At 41.2% G+C, this 18,858-nt stretch carries 16 protein-coding genes; 9 read left to right on the forward strand and 7 right to left on the reverse strand.

Annotated features, from left to right (window positions below):
* Window positions 1–31: 31 nt before the first annotated feature.
* Window positions 32–2,143 (reverse strand): AAA family ATPase, encoded by a 2,112-nt coding sequence (locus V7L01_RS10560; protein ID WP_335034456.1) that lies wholly within the window; start codon window positions 2,141–2,143, stop codon window positions 32–34.
* A 58-nt stretch (window positions 2,144–2,201) separates the two neighbouring features.
* Between V7L01_RS10560 and V7L01_RS10565 the strand changes: the two genes are divergently transcribed.
* Together V7L01_RS10565 and V7L01_RS10570 are read left to right on the forward strand one after the other, a co-directional pair.
* Window positions 2,202–2,540 (forward strand): hypothetical protein, encoded by a 339-nt coding sequence (locus tag V7L01_RS10565; protein ID WP_335034458.1) that lies wholly within the window; start codon window positions 2,202–2,204, stop codon window positions 2,538–2,540.
* A gap of 108 nt (window positions 2,541–2,648) precedes the next feature.
* Window positions 2,649–4,937 (forward strand): FUSC family protein, encoded by a 2,289-nt coding sequence (locus V7L01_RS10570; protein WP_335034460.1) that lies wholly within the window; start codon window positions 2,649–2,651, stop codon window positions 4,935–4,937.
* A 63-nt stretch (window positions 4,938–5,000) separates the two neighbouring features.
* Here V7L01_RS10570 and V7L01_RS10575 read toward each other — a convergent pair whose 3' ends face one another.
* From V7L01_RS10575 to V7L01_RS10585, 3 genes are read right to left on the reverse strand one after another with little or no spacing between them, the layout of a single operon-like run.
* Window positions 5,001–6,614, reverse strand: coding sequence for an ATP-binding response regulator (locus V7L01_RS10575; protein ID WP_335034461.1), 1,614 nt, complete (start codon window positions 6,612–6,614; stop codon window positions 5,001–5,003).
* A 52-nt stretch (window positions 6,615–6,666) separates the two neighbouring features.
* Window positions 6,667–7,275 (reverse strand): chemotaxis protein CheC, encoded by a 609-nt coding sequence (locus tag V7L01_RS10580; protein ID WP_335034463.1) that lies wholly within the window; start codon window positions 7,273–7,275, stop codon window positions 6,667–6,669.
* Window positions 7,276–7,281: 6 nt separating this feature from the next.
* The gene (locus V7L01_RS10585) at window positions 7,282–7,647 is read right to left on the reverse strand and encodes a response regulator (protein WP_335034465.1); all 366 of its coding nucleotides are present in this window, start codon (window positions 7,645–7,647) and stop codon (window positions 7,282–7,284) included.
* Window positions 7,648–8,278: 631 nt separating this feature from the next.
* On the opposite strand from V7L01_RS10585, the gene V7L01_RS10590 reads away from it, so the two are divergent.
* The 6 genes from V7L01_RS10590 to V7L01_RS10615 all read left to right on the forward strand — a co-directional run bounded on the left by V7L01_RS10590 (window position 8,279) and on the right by V7L01_RS10615 (window position 15,615).
* Entirely contained in the window at window positions 8,279–10,462 is a 2,184-nt protein-coding gene (locus tag V7L01_RS10590) for a chemotaxis protein CheW (RefSeq protein WP_335034467.1), read from the forward strand.
* Window positions 10,455–10,925 carry a chemotaxis protein CheW gene (locus V7L01_RS10595; RefSeq protein WP_335034469.1) on the forward strand — a complete coding sequence of 157 codons (471 nt, stop codon included), beginning with the start codon at window positions 10,455–10,457 and terminating at the stop codon, window positions 10,923–10,925. Before V7L01_RS10590 ends, V7L01_RS10595 begins: the two co-directional genes overlap by 8 nt.
* 17 nt (window positions 10,926–10,942) lie before the next feature.
* A complete protein-coding gene (locus V7L01_RS10600) occupies window positions 10,943–12,247 on the forward strand; it encodes a methyl-accepting chemotaxis protein (RefSeq protein WP_335034470.1) in 1,305 nt (434 codons plus the stop codon).
* A gap of 587 nt (window positions 12,248–12,834) precedes the next feature.
* Window positions 12,835–13,896, forward strand: coding sequence for a protein-glutamate methylesterase/protein-glutamine glutaminase (locus tag V7L01_RS10605; RefSeq protein ID WP_335034471.1), 1,062 nt, complete (start codon window positions 12,835–12,837; stop codon window positions 13,894–13,896).
* An 11-nt stretch (window positions 13,897–13,907) separates the two neighbouring features.
* Complete coding sequence (locus V7L01_RS10610) at window positions 13,908–14,750, forward strand: CheR family methyltransferase (protein ID WP_335034473.1); 843 nt, start codon at window positions 13,908–13,910, stop codon at window positions 14,748–14,750.
* 301 nt (window positions 14,751–15,051) lie between these two features.
* A complete protein-coding gene (locus V7L01_RS10615) occupies window positions 15,052–15,615 on the forward strand; it encodes a hypothetical protein (RefSeq protein WP_335034475.1) in 564 nt (187 codons plus the stop codon).
* A gap of 82 nt (window positions 15,616–15,697) precedes the next feature.
* Here V7L01_RS10615 and V7L01_RS10620 read toward each other — a convergent pair whose 3' ends face one another.
* Both V7L01_RS10620 and V7L01_RS10625 read right to left on the reverse strand, forming a co-directional pair.
* A complete protein-coding gene (locus V7L01_RS10620; protein ID WP_335034477.1) occupies window positions 15,698–15,871 on the reverse strand; it encodes a hypothetical protein in 174 nt (57 codons plus the stop codon).
* 183 nt (window positions 15,872–16,054) lie between these two features.
* Window positions 16,055–16,270 (reverse strand): DUF2945 domain-containing protein, encoded by a 216-nt coding sequence (locus tag V7L01_RS10625; RefSeq protein WP_335034479.1) that lies wholly within the window; start codon window positions 16,268–16,270, stop codon window positions 16,055–16,057.
* A 224-nt stretch (window positions 16,271–16,494) separates the two neighbouring features.
* On the opposite strand from V7L01_RS10625, the gene V7L01_RS10630 reads away from it, so the two are divergent.
* The gene (locus V7L01_RS10630) at window positions 16,495–17,190 is read left to right on the forward strand and encodes an ATP-dependent Zn protease (RefSeq protein WP_335034480.1); all 696 of its coding nucleotides are present in this window, start codon (window positions 16,495–16,497) and stop codon (window positions 17,188–17,190) included.
* A gap of 62 nt (window positions 17,191–17,252) precedes the next feature.
* On the opposite strand, the gene V7L01_RS10635 is transcribed toward V7L01_RS10630, so the two are convergent.
* A complete protein-coding gene (locus V7L01_RS10635) occupies window positions 17,253–18,278 on the reverse strand; it encodes a GGDEF domain-containing protein (RefSeq protein WP_335034481.1) in 1,026 nt (341 codons plus the stop codon).
* Between the last annotated feature and the right edge of the window lie 580 nt (window positions 18,279–18,858).

The raw sequence follows: 18,858 nt of genomic DNA on the forward strand, positions 1-18,858 counted from the left end.
GTCAGTTTTAAGTTAGAAAGCGTCTTCATTGTTAATGATCGGCAATTATCCGCTCAACAATTTGCTTCATGCCTGCTGGCTGAAAATTCTTATCACGCATACGAGCTAAGATTAAATCTCGAAACCTTTCATAAGGAATACCTTGCCCAAATCTTCCTACAAAGCGCTGCATAATGTCGCGCCCAGGAAAAATTCTACGCCAAGTGCCATTTTCAAGAGATGTAGTTGCTTCTAAGCGATATTCTCTTTCAAGGTCAGTGAGATGTTTTTCAGAAAGCTCATTTGAAGCCAGTTTTTCAATGCGCTCATGGCATCGAGCAACTGCTTTTGCAAGTTCAGATCCTACAGATTGAATACTTCGACCAAAACCAAGATCAAGCTTGCTTTTAAGTTTGCGATCTGCGTACTTACGCAACCGATGTGTAACCACATTAGTAATTATCTCAGAAGCAAACTCCGTAAGCTGTTTCTCAATATTTTCTTCCGTCGCGACTTCTTTACATAAGGCATTTATATCCCGGAGAACTTGGAAAATGAAATGTGGTTCGAGGAGATAGTTCTCAATATGGTAAACATCCCAACTCATACGATTGGAATTTTCTACCACATCTGACTCATCTGTGTCGCGGTCAGTTACGGCGTAAAACTTTGCAGGGATATAACGCCGCGCATTCTCTAGTACTTCGTAAAGGTCTGCAACTCGCCTTTTGTTACCACCTGATATAAAGTTAACTGCATCTGAAAATTTTGGGAAGAGCTGACTAACCATCCAACGGTCAAACTCAGTATTCCCTCCACCTTCAAAAATTACAATTTTGGCACCTGGGCGGTAAGCTGCAAGGTCTCCAACAAGGTCAATAATTATTCGCTCAACATCTTCATCTGCTTTAACCACCGTAGCCTGATTTTTACTCTCCAAATTGCTAGGCGGCTGGATATGAAATACTCGGAAGTCATCACGCTCAACTGCTTCTCTAATAAGAGTGTCAGAATGCGTAACTAACCATAACTGATTTCCTAATGGCTTTCCCAGATGCTTGTGATAGAAAGATGCTAGACCACTTATCAGGCGTGGATTTAGGTGAAGTTCAGGTTCGTCCATTAGAAGTACAGAATTCCGAGGAGCCGTATTCCGTAAACGCAGATAGCCGTAGAGAACTTCCTTCTCACCAGAACTTAGCTCATTGATATCATGTATGGCACCAGAGGTCGTTCGTACAGGAAATAAAAGCTGTCCATCAGCCTGCGGTTGCGCTCCTAGAAATTCTTTACCAGGGAAAAAAGTTGTAAACAGTTCTTTTAATGTAGTAGTTAGCGTGCCAATTTCGCCACCTGTTGTGCTAATCTCTTTCGCAAGAAGTTGACGTATATAGCCTGAAGCCATTTCTGCCTTCAAGTTTAAATATTTGTTTGTGTAGTTGTAGAGTGTATGTTGCCGCAATTGCTGTTCATTAGACTCAAGATTGAGGTTAATTGCGTTAATTTTTTCACGGGCGTAATTTCGACCGGCTCCATGATAATCAATGATGCCGATGTGCTGGGGCTTATAATTACCAAATACAAGCTCAAGAATTTGTGATGGTACTATAGACATAGCACCATCAGGCTGTATTATGATACGGCCAAGGTGAGAAGTCTGATTTAAATCTTTAATCAGAGATGGAATTGTCTCTCTGATACGCTGTTCTACAATAGGCGTGTATATGCGTTGTTCCATTGCCAGAGATTCTACATTGGTGAATCCACCCTGCCAATGTTGAAGTGAGGCTTCCTGCCAAATTTTATTTTGTAGGATATTATTTGCATTATCTTGTAACAGTTTATTTGCCTCATTTAAAAGGTAGTTTTTTTCTTCAGGAGATAGCACAATCTCTACAACTACTTCTAGGGGCTGATTCTTATCTTGAAATAGAGATAAGATATCCTCTTTTCTATTGCGATTAATTTGGAATTCATTGAACCACTGCTGCAACTCATTCTGCTGATAACCTCCATAAACTGACTTTAACAGTCGGATTGCATCCAAAACGCATGACTTCCCACAGCCGTTTGGGCCAGCAATAACAACAACCTCGCTCAAGTCTGTAAGCTTAAGACCAGTAATCGCACGAAAATTTTTGATTTCAAGGCTACAAATACGCATTATTTAGCTTTAAGACTAATACCACCCACATGCTATTTTAATATACGCAATCTTATTGATGTTTGATGGACTAAAAGACCAAATAAAAGGGAAAGTTTGTGAACTAGGATTTAAAAATTTTGATGATAAAGAATCAAGGGATAAATTATCGAAAAAGTTAGATGAAATTGTTGGCACAGTCTTTAAAGACCGAGTTGAATCATCCAGTCGAGTCATTACAGAAGCGATCGCACTTTACGAAAATCTCCTCGAACAGCAGGAAAAGGCTCACAACGAAACTCTGGAACAACGTGAGGCTGAAAAGATGTGGATTTACGAAAAGCGCCAAGAACTTGAGCAGGTACAGAATGGGCTGGAAGTCATTCTCAGTAAATGCACCAGCGATAGTAAAAATTAAACAACTCAATGACCTCAAAAGACATATTACAGACATCCGCCATGCAGTTATATCTGGCTAAAATGCTTTAAGAAGCGATCGCGCTTTGTTATAGTCGCCAGTCTAATAATGTCATTTACAGATAAACGTCCTCTTAGTTGGTTGTTGCAGCAGTTTCAACTCCAGCCAGGTAAGCCCGCCATTGCCTCTGGATTGCGTAGCCTTTTTGTCCTGGGTGTCCCCATTGGAATTGGAATCATTACAGGTCATACTGCTGAAAGTGCGATCGCCACTATGGCCGCTTGGTTCGTTGGTATGGTAAATGTTGACGGAGCCTACCGTCAGCGAGCGATCGCTATGACCGCAGCTACGATTGGGGTAACTGTAATGTTCCTAATCGCAAGTCTGGTTAGCGATCATCTCTGGTTAGCTGTCCCGACCACGTTCTTGGTAATATTTATAGCAGGTTTAGCAAATCTCTATGGCAACGTGGCTTCATCTGTCAGCTTGATTACTTCGATTATGTTTGTGATTGCGCTGGCTAAATTCGCTGCATTTTCTAATTTGTCTACTCTTATTCAACACTGTGGGCTATGTCTAGCTGGTGGAACATGGACAACTATCTTGTCATTGGGACTGTGGGCGGTGCGTCCTGATGTACCTGCAATACAGACAGTCGCTAACTGTTATCTCTCATTGAGCAATTTTGTGGATTTGGCAAGCCAGAGAGCATTAAATCCAAAGGATCGTCAGGAGTGGGAACAGCGATTTTTGCAAGCTCAGGATACGGTCATTCAAAACTTAACATCTGCCCGTAGCGTCTGGACAACTATCTGGACTAGGCAAAGAGGAGCTACCCTGCGGGGAAATCAGTTACTCGTATTAATTGAGGATATAAATCAAATTGTCAATTCTGTTGTAGCACTGAGCGAACTATTAGCGATCGCATCCGAACATCAACTATTTTCTCGGTTACAGCCAGAAATTCAGCAAGTGATAGAACAGTCAGCAATTGCTCTGCAAATGTTATCACAAGCGATCGCCAAAGGAAAAAACTCACCTCACTTAGGGGATCTGGATCGGAGTCTTGAAGCACTAGAACACCAAAGACAAGTTCTGCGTTCGCAAGTTCTCAATCAAACCATCAATGCTCAGACAGATGATTATTCCGATCTCCTCAACCTTGGGAAAATTACAGCCAGTCTGACAAAGCTAGTAGAGCAAATTCATACTGATGCAGAGATTGCTACAGATTTAAGCCAAGGAAAACTGCGTAACAGCATTGCCCAGCGAGATATTTCTCCGCCAGCCCAACCAGAGCGTTCTACAATTATTGATACGCTGCGAAATAATTTCACTTTTGATTCAGTCCTCTTTCGTCATGCGTTGCGCCTCGCACTGATCGTAACTTTTGCTGAATTAATTGCCTCGCTATTCCAACTACCTAGAGGCTACTGGATCACCCTCACAGCTTTAGTTGCACTTAAACCTAACTTTGGTGGAACGTCACAGACAACAGTGCAAAGAGTCGTTGGCACTATTTTGGGTGGAATTATCGGTATTGCTCTGGTTTTACTAGTTAAGAATCAATTAGCGATCGCAGTTTGTTTCCTGCTGCTAGTGTTTGTGGCGATGTCGGTGCGATCGTTAAGCTACAGCATATTTATCATCCTGCTGACTCCCGCCATCATCTTGCTACTCAACATGATTAGTGCAGGTGGCTGGGAGGTTGGAGTATTGCGGATCTTCGATAGCTTTGCTGGGGGTATCTTAGCACTGCTTGGTAGCTATTTGCTTTTCCCTCGTTGGGAACGACAGCAACTTCCTGCACAACTGGAAAAGACAATTCGAGCTAATCTTGCTTACTTTCAGCAAGTAATAGCTAACTATCTCCATCCAGAACATAATGCGATCGCTGATTCTATCAACCTGCTACGCCACCAAGCAGCACTAGAGAACGCCAACGCCAACGCCGCAGCTCAACGATTATTCAGCGAACCTCGTCACATTCAGGGAGAAATCGAACCTGTAATGACGCTGATGATATACATTCGTGGCTTTTTCAGTTCGGTAACAACTTTGGCAGAACATCTGCGGGAATTTAGCGGGGAGTACCAATTTCCTGAACTCAAGCGACTTGCTGATACCATTGTCCAAGTTTTAGAAAATTTAGCAGATGCTCTTGGACAGGGACAGCCACCTCAACCATTACCAGCGCTGGATAGCTATCTCGAAGCAATTCACGTCCAAATCGAACAGTTACATACTGCTCGGTTATCAGAGATTGCTACCAATTTCAACACTTTAACTCCCACATTACAAGCCGTTCGAGAACAAACTCCGCTCTCTACAGAACTGGATCGAATTGTTAATGAAATTAAAGTTCTGCACTGTGTAATTGCTCGTTTGCAAGAATAATTTTCTTTTCGCGCTTGATTTTCTAATAGTCTGCGTGCGTCAAACTTGATGACTTTTAAAAAGTCAGTTCTTAACAAGAGATGCGATCGCAGCTACTAATTTGGCAGGATCGGCTGGTTTAGCGATATGGAGTTGAAAGCCGGCTGTAAAGACCTGTTTTTGTGTGGTTTCTGCGGCGTAAGCACTTAGAGCGATCGCCGGAATTTGTCCACCTAAATCGGCGGGCATTGCTCGTAAGTTTCGGATCAAAGTGTAACCGTCAACATCTGGCATACCTAAATCGCTTAACAGCAAATCTGGCTTTGACTCCATAATTGCAGTCAAAGCTTCACTAGCAGATGCTGCGATCGTCACGATTGCTCCCTGCTGTTCTAATAGAAATGCCAGAAACTCACGGGTATCAGCATTATCATCTACAACTAACAAACGTATTCCTTCTAGTGGAGCATAAAGCATACAGGATGGATAGGAATCTTCTGATACATTGTGATTTTCCCTTCCTGATTCCAGATGTTGAAACACGGGTAGACAAACTGTAAATGTCGCACCTTGCCCTTCTCCTAAACTCTCTGCCGAAACTGTACCGCCATGTAACTCGACAAGTTGGCGCACAATTGCCAAACCAAGCCCTAGCCCACCAAAACTTCGGGTTGTACGACTATCTGCCTGACGGAAATACTCAAATACGTATGGCAGAAATTCAGGACTAATACCTTTACCCGTGTCACTAACTCTCAGTTGTACCTCAGAATTAATCTGTTCTAAGTAGACTTCAACCTGTCCACCGGATGGTGTGAATTTTACGGCATTAGAGACCAGATTCCAAATAATTTGTTGAATACGGCTACTATCACCCTTCACCTGTCCAATTTCTCTATCCAAATGAAGATTAATTTTAATAGACTTTGCTTCTGCTGCCAATTGCACTGTCTCTAAGGCAGCTTCAATAGTAAAAATAAGATTAACAATTTCTAAATTAAGTGCTAATTTGCCCTGGAGAATGCGAGAGATATCCAACAAATCTTCAATCAACTGAGCTTGTAATTCAGCATTTCGTTCGATGGTTTCAAGGGCACGCACAGTAGTAGCTTCGTTTAATGAGCGATTTTTCAGTAGCTTTGCCCAGCCCAAAATTGGATTAAGAGGGGAACGAAGTTCATGAGAGACAATTGCTAAAAATTCATCTTTGATGCGGTTTGCTGTCTCAGCAACTTCTTTCGCCTGTTGCCGTTGTTCTGCTATTGCTAGAGCCTGATCGCGGAGGTTTTTATATTCCTGAACTCGGAACGTTAAATCTGTTAAATCTTCAATTGAAAAGAGAGCATAAAATTTATTTCCATCCAATGCAGACACAGCAGTAACAGTTGTGTGTTGAATGCGGTATTTATCTTTGGATATAGGTACTGGAATAATATATTTATGCAGTTGAGAAGAAAAAATTGTTGGAGGGCCACCTTGAAAAATTTGGTACAAACGGCTAGCGTAACGAAGTTGATTCAAATGAGGAAAATATTCATGAATAGAATTTCCCAAAATCTGACTTCTCGGAATTTTTGTCCATTCCTCTAAGCAGCAGTTCCAAAAGATAACAATATAATCTGACTGTAGAACAAAAGCTCCTAAAGGAATTTTATCTAAAAGGCTAAATTTTTCCTGAGCTTGTTCAATTATATTCATTGGATTATCAAAGTTTTTTAAGACTTTTTTCAACTATTTTTGCTATATTATATTATTGGATTATTCCCATTTCCTCATTCATTGCAGCGATCAACGCATCAAAAGTGCCCACCAGAAATATTAAAATAATATCACCAATAATTTCTAAGCGTTCAATTGTGAAACTGGCTTGTGCCAGTAAGATTTTTGAATCGCTCTCGTATGCAGATAACAATAAATTTTCCAGCGTATCTTCTAAATAAACGGGCAATGTGTAGTTTACATGCCGCTTTAGCACATTACTGAGCGAACCCATCACCCCATTTATAACAATATTACCAATTTCGCTCAGGGTGCCAATTTTAACTGCATCTAGGTCAACTGACCCTGGATCTTCACCTGTAAGCACTGCAACCAATGTCGATGCGCTCTCAGTTGGAAAAATTAAGCTCGCAGTGCCATAGAAAGAGCCTGTAAAGCGTAGTTTTACAGATGCCAAAGTCTGATCGTGAAATCGTGTTGTTAATTCTTTATAGGCATCGGCAGCAGTTAACACTTTAACAACCGGAATTTTCAGACGAATGTGAGAGTCTACCATTTCATTAAGTAGACTTGCTGCTCGGCCGACTCCAATATTAATTAACTCTTGTAGGGCATCCAGTTCTTCTGCTGTCACATTCATGAAAACTTATTCCTTAGTATTAAGAACTTCCTGGACTGCCTTTCGCAATTCACTTTCTTTTGGCGGTTTATTAATAAAGTTGACTGCGCCCAAGCTATAACTCTGATTGCGTGCCCCATCTTGGATATCGGCAGAAATGATAATGGTTGGGATTTTTAATTCTTTATCTTGCATAGCTTTGAGAAATTCAAACCCATTCATATCTGGCATGAGAAGATCCGCTAATACACAATTTGGCTTATGGTTATAAACCATTTCTAATCCCTCACGCCCATTAGTTGCTTCGATAATTTCATAGCCATCGACTTGCAGAAACTTACGGATCATTCTGCGAGAAAAAGCTGCATCATCGATAATTAAAACCATTGCCATCAGCTTTCTCCTTTTGTGCTTTAGCTTAATAATTCTTGATTTAAGCTAATTAGCCTACATTATTAATTAAAAGGGATGAATTAAATAATAAATCAATATAATTTTACAATTGCCAATAATGATAGCTTCGGAAAAATTATCAAACTCGCTGAAACTATAACGTTATGTTCTGGAGCTAAAATTTTTAATAATCGAAAATTTTAAAAATTTGTTAAGTATTTTAAATCCGATCTTATTCCAGCTTTGCTATCCGTTGCCAATGCAAAACTATTGTGTGGTGGATATCGGTTACTTGCTCGATTTATCGCAGGCTCATCCCATTAAGATAGATTTTGAGGTATAGCTGCTTGATATCGTTTGAGTAGCACCAAGGTTGTTAGGATTCGATAAAATGAGGATCGCATTATTTGCACTTGTAACACTGTCCGTCTTAACGACGACTATTGTTGAAACTTTGAGTTGAATGGCAACGAGAATATTGCCTCTCTTAACTATATCATCAAGGCAAATCTTATGTCTTCAGCCTGAGAAAAGACAAACATCTCTCTTTCGATAGAGATTGCTGAACTTTAATATTAAATTAGTCTTAAAATAAGATATATGATAAAATAAAACTTTACTTTGTTAACAAATGGAGTTAAATGAAATTGACGATGATATAGAAGCATTTCTCGTTGAAAGCTATGAGAACTTGAATCAAATTGAAGGCGATATTATTGAGCTAGAGAAAGCATCTGGTAATGGAGAAGCATTAGTTCGCATTTATCGCTCACTGCACACGCTTAAAGGAAATTGCGGCTTTTTACCGTTTCCTAATTTGGAATCAGTTGCTCATGCTGGGGAGAATTTGCTCTCGTGTTTGCGCGATCGCCAGCTAGCAATCACCCCTGAGATTATTAGTACTTTACTACAAACAGTTGACAGCATTCGGCAAATCCTGGCTCAAATTCAAGCTACAAAGGATGATGGCGATCGCGATTATTCAGCATTGATCGTGGATCTAACCCGATTGTCAGAAACTAAACAGACTCCAAAACCCTCTCAATCGCCTGTTAATACACAAACGCCACAAAAAGATACAGCAGCTAGTGAGTCTGTTGAAGCTCTCAATCAGGAATTCACAGAAATATCAACGACAACATCAGAATCTGCTTATATCCGAGTTAATGTTAATCTGCTAGATCGGATGATGAACCTAGTGGGCGAACTGGTTTTAGCCCGTAACCAGGTAATCGGATTTAGTACAAAATTTAAGGATAATAATTTTGCTGCTACCTGCCAGCACCTGAGTTTACTTACAGCCGAGTTGCAGGAAGGGGTGATGAAAACTCGGCTGCAACCAATTAGTTCCATCTGGCAAAAGTTCCCTCGCGTCACCCGCGATTTAGCGATCGCTTCTGGTAAAGAAGTTGAGGTGGAGATGGAGGGGGCAGAGACTGAACTAGACAAAAGTATTATTGAAACAATTAAAGACCCCTTGACGCACTTGTTACGCAACTGCATCGATCATGGGATTGAATTACCAGCCGAGCGGGTTGCTTGTGGAAAGCCAAGCGTAGGACGGCTATTTCTCAGAGCCTTTCACGAAAGCGGCAAAGTAAATATTGAAATTGGCGATGATGGTAGCGGTCTGAATTTAGAACGGCTCAAAGGGCGAGCGCAGCAACTTGGTTTAGTCAACGCTGTGCAAGCTGCAACCATGAGCGAGTCAGAAGCGATGAACTTAATTTTTTTATCCGGCTTCTCGACTGCGGAACAGGTAACTCACCTTTCCGGGCGCGGGGTTGGGATGGATATTGTTAAGAGTAATATTGAGAAGATTAACGGAACGGTTGAAATTTACAGCCAACAGGGGCAAGGAACGACCTTCAAAATCAAGATTCCGTTGACATTGGCAATTATTCCAGCACTGATTATCAGCAGTGGGGGCAATTGCTATGCCATTCCCCAAGCGAGTTTACAAGAGCTAGTACGCCTAGAAGCACTCAATAGTATTGAGATGTTATACGATGTGCCTGTGTATCGCTTGCGGGGTAATCTTGTGCCCTTGATTTATCTCAACGAAGTATTGCAACAGGATTGTGTCAGCAACTTAGAAACACTCAGTCTGGTAATTGTGCAAGTTGATAATTATCACTTTGGATTGGTTGTGGACACAATCGAAGACATCCGAGACATTGTAGTTAAACCTTTGGGAAAACAGTTAAAGGCGCTATCCCTATTTGCAGGAGCCACCGTTTTAGGGAATGGCACAGTGGCATTAATTATTGATGTTGTCGGTCTGGCAAAGCAAACTGGTATAATCGCCAAACAAAAGCAGTTTTTGAGCGAAAATGCTGTAAATAGCCAAGAGCAAGCAGGCGATCGCCAAACAATTTTGCTGTTTGAGGGCCCCCAAGGCGCACGCATGGGCATTCCACTGGCGATCGCGTTTCGGCTCGAAGAGATTCCTGCTTCTGCTGTCGAAAAAGTGGCTAATCGGGATGTCTTCCAGTCTTACGGGCAAATTTTGCCACTGATTCATCTGCATAAGATATTTGGTGTTGGCGATCGCTTTAATGATGAGGCTTTGGCAACAGTTGCCGAAACGCTCCAGATAATTATTGTCTCTCAATACTCAGAACTCAGCGTTGGGCTAGTGGTCGATCGCATTCTTGATATTGTGGAAGAACCACTAACCATTAAAGGTATTCCTAGTAGACCTGGTGTGCTTTTCTGTGCTGTAATTCAAGGACAAATCACAGAAATTCTTGACATTGAGACTGTAATTCGGATTGCTAACCCTCATTTGCTGCAATTAGCGACTCATGGCTGAACAACAAATTTGCACATTTTTCCTCAAAGGAGCTTACTTTGGTATTGACGTGCAACACGTTCAAGAAGTGATTCGTCCACAAGCAACGACTCCTGTACCTTTAGCACCACCAGATATCTATGGGTTGATTAATTTACGCGGACAAATTATTACTGTCATCGATTTGCAGCATCGATTAGAGATGAGCGAACCGCAGACACAATCAACTACAAAACTTGTAGATGAACCGCAGGGATTTAATCTCATTGTGTGTTCTGAGCATGAAGTAGTCAGTCTAAAGGTCGATTATGTGGGAGATGTTTTAGAGTTTGAACAAAACACCTTTCAACCCCCACCCGCAACGTTAAAAGGTAGAATTCGTCAGATGCTAGCAGGAGCTTACCCGCTCCCAGAGGGATTTCTGTTAGTTCTAGATGCCGAGAAAATTCTAGATGTTAATTTAACAAATCCGATTATCGAATAATTTAGGAGCGCTTTGCAATGACTACAAATCGGGCTGGGAAAACAGCCAACTCTAAATCTCCCTCGGTGGATAGTGCAGTTTCGCAACCGACCGATGACAGTGCGATAAAAGTGCAATTGCAAGCGTTACTAATAGCACTTAAGGCTGCAAAAAACGGTGATTTTACCGTCCGTTTAGCTGATGAAAATAACGAACTGGGTGAAATCACCTCAGTTTTTAATGATTTGGTGAGTTTAAATCAAAACTTTGCTAACGAAGTTAATCGCTTGGCATCCGAGATTGGTGTCCAAGGAAAACTTGGTTCTCAAGCCGTTGTCAAAGGAGCCGGTGGGAATTGGAAAGAATCGCTCGACAACTTGAATCAGATGTCTACGAATTTAAAACAGCAGATAAAAGGTATTAATGAGGTTAGCCTTGCCGTCGCTCAAGGAAATTTGTCCAAGCAAATCGAGGCAAGCAATGCAGGAGAGTTTAAGCAGCTCACGGATAATGCAAATCAGATGATTAGCAGCCTAAAGTCTTCAATCAGACAGATGACAGAGGTGGCAACAGCAGTTGCATCTTCCGCAGAAGAACTAACCGCAGTCAGCAAAGAAATGAGTGAGAACGCCGAACAAACAGCCGAACAAGCCACTTCTGCTTCTGCCTCTGCTGAACAGGTAAGTCAGAATACCAATACAGTTGTGACTGCCGTGGAAGAGATGAATGCTAGCATTCGAGAAATTGCTAAAACCGTTACCCAAGGAGCAAAGGTGACGACTGAGGCAGTTAAAACAGCTGACCGCACGAACGAGACAATTAACAAACTCGGTCAAAGCAGCATCGAAATTGGCAAAGTTATTAAAGTCATTACCTCGATCGCAGGGCAAACAAACCTACTAGCGCTCAATGCTACGATTGAGGCGGCTAGAGCCGGGGATGCAGGTAGAGGATTTGCCGTAGTCGCAAATGAGGTGAAAGAATTAGCCAAACAAACGGCAAGTGCGACTGAAGATATAAGCTTGCGAATTGAAGCAATTCAGACAGATACAAAAAGCGCCGTTCAAGCCATCACTCAGATTACGAGTATTATCAATCAAATCAACGACTTCCAAAGCACGATCGCCAGTGCTATTGAGGAACAAACAGCAACTACAAATGAAATTGGTCGAAATATGGCTGAGGCAGCCAAAGGAACATCAGATATTGCCAAAAGTATTGGAATTGTGGCACTCAACACTCAAAGTACGACTACTGGAACTAGTAATACCTTAGAGGCAGCCACAGAACTATCCCGAATGGCAGTAGATTTGCAGAAAGTCGTTACCCAGTTTAAGTATTAAGAGGAGGTAGTGCCGAAGCACAGGTGTCAACTTAACGTAAAAGTCATGTCCTGCAAGGAACTGAAGTTCCTTGCTAATAGCAAAAGTCATCTGAAGATGACTAAATATACCTAAAAATCTTTAGTCTACTTCAGTAGACTTTAGCTGTTAGCCTTGAACTTTAGTTCCAGGCGGGTGAGTCAGCCAACAGTTAAGTTATTTCTAGGCTTTTGTTGACACCAATAGTCCCGAAGAAGTGGCAGGGGAAGATAGGAGATATATTTTAGAATGCAACAATGAGCCTTTGATACTCCATTAATGAGCCTTTGCACTCCATTAATGAGTCTTTGCACTCCATTAATAAGTCTTTGATATCATGTCCGGATAAATAATTATGATTCCCACAATTATTGCACCCTACCCCCAACCCCTCCCCGCTCTTCGGGAGGGGAGACAAAGCATAGCTTTGGCGGGGTGGGGTTCTTCGGTTTTAATAAGTAATCAAGCGAACATGATATGAACTCCATTAATCAGTCTTTGATACTCGTAAACAAGCATAAAAACTCCCCTTGTCCCCTTGTCCCCCTGCCCCCAATCCCTAATACCTAATGCCCAAAATCCGGGTACTCATTGTTGATGACTCCGTACTAGTACGGAGTCGATTAAGTAAAATTTTGTCTAGCGATCCAGAATTGGAGGTGGTAGGAGTCGCGGCTAACGGTCGCATTGCCCTTGCCAAAATTTCCCATGTTAATCCCGATGTCATCATCCTGGATATCGAGATGCCGGAGATGGATGGTTTGCAAACCCTAGCCGCTATCCGACAAAAGTATCCACGCTTACCAGTCATTATGTATAGTAGCTTCACACGCAGTGGAGCGATCGCAACGCTGGAAGCTCTTTCTTTAGGTGCTTCAGACTATGCCACAAAACCTAGTAACTTAGGAAGTGTAGAGGCAACAACCCAACATATTCGGGATGATTTAATTCCTAAAATTAAAGTATTTGGTGGACTTTTCACACCCAGCACAATTACCCATCCAGTTGTTTTTCCCGTTTGTAGGGATATACAGCAGGTGGAAGTTGTGGCAATTGGGGTTTCTACCGGCGGTCCAAATGCTCTGGCTGTAGTGCTTAAGCAGTTTCCAGCAGATTTATCAGTACCGATTTTGATTGTGCAACATATGCCGCCAATGTTTACGAAACTACTTGCTGAACAATTAGCCTCCAAGTGTCAAATTCCAGTGGATGAAGCGGTTTCTGGACAGATACTAAAACCAGGACATGCCTGGATTGCCCCAGGAGATTTTCATCTAATCGTGCAACGCGACAAAACTGGGGTTAGACTTGCCACCCATCAAGCATCTCCTGAAAATTCTTGTCGTCCTTCAGTCGATGTGCTATTGCGATCGGTTGCACAGGTTTATGGGGCTGGAGCGATCGCTGTTATTCTCACGGGTATGGGGCAAGATGGCTTACATGGCTGTCAGTGCATACGCGAGGCTGGTGGACAGGTACTTGCACAAGATAAAGCTACTAGCGTCGTGTGGGGAATGCCTAGTTTTGTTGTTAATGCTGGGCTAGCCAATCAAATTCTTCCACTTAATGAGATCGCAAATGAAATTATGCACAGAATTAGTTTCAATCAAGTTCCTCCTTCAAACCTGTAATTAAACAGATTATGGGTGTAAGCACCACTGATTTTGAGTATCTTCGTCAATTAGTTCATCATCATTCAGCCGTTGTGTTGTTTGGTGATAAAACTTATTTAGCAGAGTTACATTTGCAGCCAATTGTCGAATCGGCAGGATTTGCTTCTATCGCTGATTTGATTACTTACTTGCGAACTCAGCCGTTTAATAGTCTTCACGCCCAGACAATCGAGGCGCTAGTCACTAACGAAACCTCATTCTTCCGTGATAGCCACCCTTTTGAAGCACTGAAAAAATACATATTACCAGAGTTAATTAAACAACGATCGATTGAGCGATCGCTCAACATTTGGTGTGCTGCCTGCTCTAATGGACAAGAACCTTATAGCATCGCCATACTAATTCATGAACATTTTCCTACGCTTCCCAATTGGCCTGTAAAATTAATTGCGACTGATTTTTCTACTAAGGTTTTAGCGCGGGCCCGCGAAGGGCATTATAACCAACTTGAAATGAATCGTGGACTCCCTAAAAATATTCGCGATCGCTACTTTCAAAAGCTAGATACTGACTGGCAAATAAAAGAACAAATCCGCCAGATGGTTGATTTTCGTGAGTTAAATCTTTTGCAATCTTGGTCATCTCTGCCGCAATTCGATGTTATCTTTTTACGGAATGTTTTAATTTACTTTGATGTCGTTACCAAGAAAGCTTTGCTAAAAAAGATCAAGCAGCAATTAAGGCCAGATGGCTACTTGTTTCTCGGTAGTGGTGAAACGACTATCAGCCTAGATGAATCGTTCAAGCGGGTTTTATTTGACAAAGCTATCTGCTATCGATTGGACAATTCTGATGTTAAAACTATCGATTGAGCTAAAAATTAGCAGGTTGCTGTTTGTTTGCAGTCGGCTATACGCTTAAAGAATTATCATTTCCAAATAAAGACCAGCAAATTATTATCATCACAAAAAAAATAATTAACCTTCATTATTTTATTATTATTCCTTAGCATAAAAAATATTATATAAACATTATATATTTATCTTTTTCGGAAAAATAGTGTTTTACCATACACGCATGGGCAGAAGAAAATACTGAATGCTTGCGATACGTAAGTATATCTCTAATTTTCAGACTATGTAACCTAAAACACCAATTACCTCGTAAATCAGCATGTCTATTATCACTGGAACCTCTCTAAACGATGTTCTTAACGATACCCTCGACAACGATGTAATCAATGATGACATAATTGGCGCTAGTGCTGGTAACGACACTATTAATGGCGGGGATGGACAAGACTCCGTAGATTACAGCCTCAGTGGTGGTGTCATAGTATTACCAGTAGATACAGTTCAAAAAAGTAGTGGTACAGACCGACTTATTAGTATTGAAAAATTTATTGGTTCAGCAACTGCGATAGATACAATAGACGCTTCTAGAACCAATGCAGAGCTAATTGCTGATTTATCTGTAGAACAAGTCAACGTCAGCAATATTCCCGTTTTCAGTTCTTTAAATTTCCAAGTTGTGAACTTTGACAACGTTATCGGAGGTAACGGAAATGACTGCTTAACTGGGAATGCTGGAGTCAATACCCTGAACGGTAACTGGAGTGATGACAACCTTGATGGTAAAGATATCTTAACTGGTGGAGTAGGAGCCGATCTGACTGTTCGCGGTAAGTTACCAAACAATCAAACAACGTGGCTTTTTCCCCAGACTGATTTTCAATAATCTTAAATCGCTAAAATAAACGGCCTTAACGATCGTCAAAATCTCCAAGTAATCGCCTAGAAGATTTTGGGGCGTTGCTGAATCAAGGGATGATTCTTGTAGGGTGGGCGACACGAGCGCCCTGAAATACAAGGGACGGGCAAGATGCCCATCCCACAAAACTAACAAAATCATCCCGCAAATATGCAACGCCGATTTTGGATTTGAGATTGTAGAGTGCCGTAGCGAGATGGAGTACGGCATCATTAGCAGACATCAAAAAACTTATCAAAGAAGAATTCAGAATTCATTCTGGATTCTGTGCAACTGGATGTATAAAAGAGGTTTAGAGCAAGCGATTTTAAACGCGTGTGATATTAAATTCTTTCCTCCGTAAGTGTTACCCCTGACTTGACTACTGGGGTATTCTGAGTTCTGAATTCTGTCTTCTGGCTCCTTCTCATTCCTCTATTTTTTTCAGAGCATCAGGCTTGTGAGCCGCTTGTTTTCCTGTTTTATCGCTTTCAACTAAGTACTCAGGGTTATCTTCACTTGCAGCAATATGATGTTCTTTAATATCTGTAGGTGAAGTCAGTTTCTTTAATATTTTGCCAGTTGTCTTGCCTTGTGAAGTGTTCCATTCAACCCGATCGCCCTTTTTGAATTGTTCTGCCATATTCATCTTCTACTTGATGTTTTATACCTACTAAGGTCACATTATGTCTGTGACTGGAAAAACAGCCATCATTCTAGTGATAGAGAAAACATCCGTTATAAAGCCAGTAGTTTAATTAGGTATAAGATGAAAAAATTAGGCGATCGCTACAACCACTTTGATACAAAAGCTGTGCGTTCACCTCATAATGAATAAAGATTAAGCAGATTTTCAAAAAACTCTCAATGAGCCAGATTAGCCTAAATTTAATTGCAATATCTATCTTTCTCATCACCATGTCCAGCCTACTGGGGCCATTCATTCACTTGTCGCCCGCAGTCCCAGCGCTTGCTACCTTCACCATCTTAGGCATAGCTACGTTAGATAGTTTTAGCTTGCAAGGCAAGGGTGGTACTATCTTTTTAGATTGGATTGCTGGTTTTTCAAGCGAACACCGCGATCGCATCGTCCATCACGAAGCAGGGCATTTCTTGATTGCTTACCTGTTAGGTATTCCCGTTACCGGCTACACACTAAGCGCTTGGGAAGCCTGGAAACAGGGGCAACCTGGGCAAGGCGGCGTTAGCTTTGATGATGGCGAATTAGCATCTCAACTAGAAGTGGGTAAAATTAGTGCCCAAATGCTAGACCGCTACTGCACTGTTTGGATGGCGGGTATTGCTGCTGAAACCCTAGTTTTTGATAATGCTGAGGGTGGAGCTGATGATAAAAATAAGCTGATCGGAGTCTTGACAATTTTGGGCTTTCCTGAATCAGTTTATCAGCAGAAATTGCGGTTTCATACCCTCCAGGCAAAAACCCTACTGGAAGAAAATTGGTCTCGCTACGAGGCTTTAGTTAATGCCATGCGACAACGCACTTCGGTAGAAGGTTGTCATGCTGAGTTAGGAGTAAGGGAGGAGCAATCAATTAAAAATTAAAAATTAAAAATTAAAAATTAAAGAACTTCTGCCTCCTGCCTCCTCTTTCCCAATGCCCACTTTTAAGAAGAAACAGCTTTTAGATGTGGGATATGAGATAAATAGTTCGAGGTAATAACCCGATTACGTCCAGCAGTTTTAGCTTGTAGCAAGCATTGATCGGCACGATGCAACAGACTCTCTCCTTGCTCATCATCCTCAGCTTGCAGACAGGCTGTGCCTAGACTAATGGTGATATTAATTGTCAGTTTATTGCTGAGTGAAAATGGTTCCTCGCAGACTATCCGATTGAGACGACGGGCTACGACTAGTGCTTCCTCATCGGTAGTGTTAGCCAGAAGAATCACAAATTCTTCGCCACCATAGCGAAATGCTGTGTCTTGACAGCGCAGATTGTGTCGCAGACGCTGACATAGCACCTGCAAAACGCGATCGCCAGCTAAATGCCCGTGAGTATCGTTAACTTTCTTGAAATGATCTACATCCAGAATAATCAAACTCAGGGAAGTCTTTTGAGTCCTAGCTCTTTTAATTTGCCTGGGTAAGTCCCATTCTAAAGCACGACGATTATTTAATTCTGTCAACGAATCGGCTAAGGCGATCGCTGATAACATATCATTTGTCCGAATCAAATCTCGGTATTTTTGCGCTTTCCGCAAGCCAACAGTTAATTGAGCAAGTATTAGTCCATGATTGGCTGTCAACTCTGCCAAGCTATCATCTGTTTTTTCTTCGGTAAGATGCCAAATATAAGCATCGGCTCCTTGCTTTAATGCCGCAGCACTCATCTCTAATTCCCTTTGCCAACCATACTTCTTTCTATCAGTAAGCTGCTGGGAACGATCCTCGAAGAGAATACAGTATATCCAGGATAGCTTTGTCTGGTCTTTCAGCCAACTGCACAGTTCCATACTGCCATCCAGGCTAGCCTGAACAAGTATTATATCGGGGGGCGTCATTTGAATCCGCGACACTGCCTGATTAAGATTGTCTATAACTTCTATACTAAAAGCAGTCGCGTAACGGATCTGATCTGGAAGTGTAGCGATAAAGTTATTTTTTCCAAAGACCAGAATAGAAATATCCATTGCTTTATTTTTTGCCCTATTTAAATTTTAAAGAAATTAGCTTAATAAAACTTGCTGCTCTTGTTACCTAATACTAAATATGATATTTTTGGGTGATTTTTAGTTGCTGATATATAAGTTTTCTGATGTGGAATCTAGAACAAATTCTCAACTTTAATCTCCTTTTAATAATTTATCTTTATTACTACAGTTTCTGAAACCTCCTCTTATGACAACTAATGTCTTCTTTACAGAATACTTTTAAAACAGTAAAAACACTGAATATTATAAAGTGTTCGCTGTAGGCTCTTAAGTGTTATTTTCCTGAACTAATTATCAAAATAAAGACTTTGTAATAACTGTAACATTAGACAGTTAAATTTCTTTCTATGTAGAAAAATAAATAAATTATAAAGATTTTTAGTTCAGTTATAAAAGCCAAAAATTTTTCATTGAGTGAGAAATGTTATTTACTAAAGAATCGGCTTTTATTAAGGATAAAACTAGGGGTTTAAACCCAAGAAATGCGAATCCAATAGACAGTATAAGTTACTACTACTAAGGTAAAGACCTTTATAGCACTAGCATACCCAACAATGAC

Source organism: Nostoc sp. (genome assembly GCF_036917095.1).
GTDB lineage: Bacteria > Cyanobacteriota > Cyanobacteriia > Cyanobacteriales > Nostocaceae > Nostoc.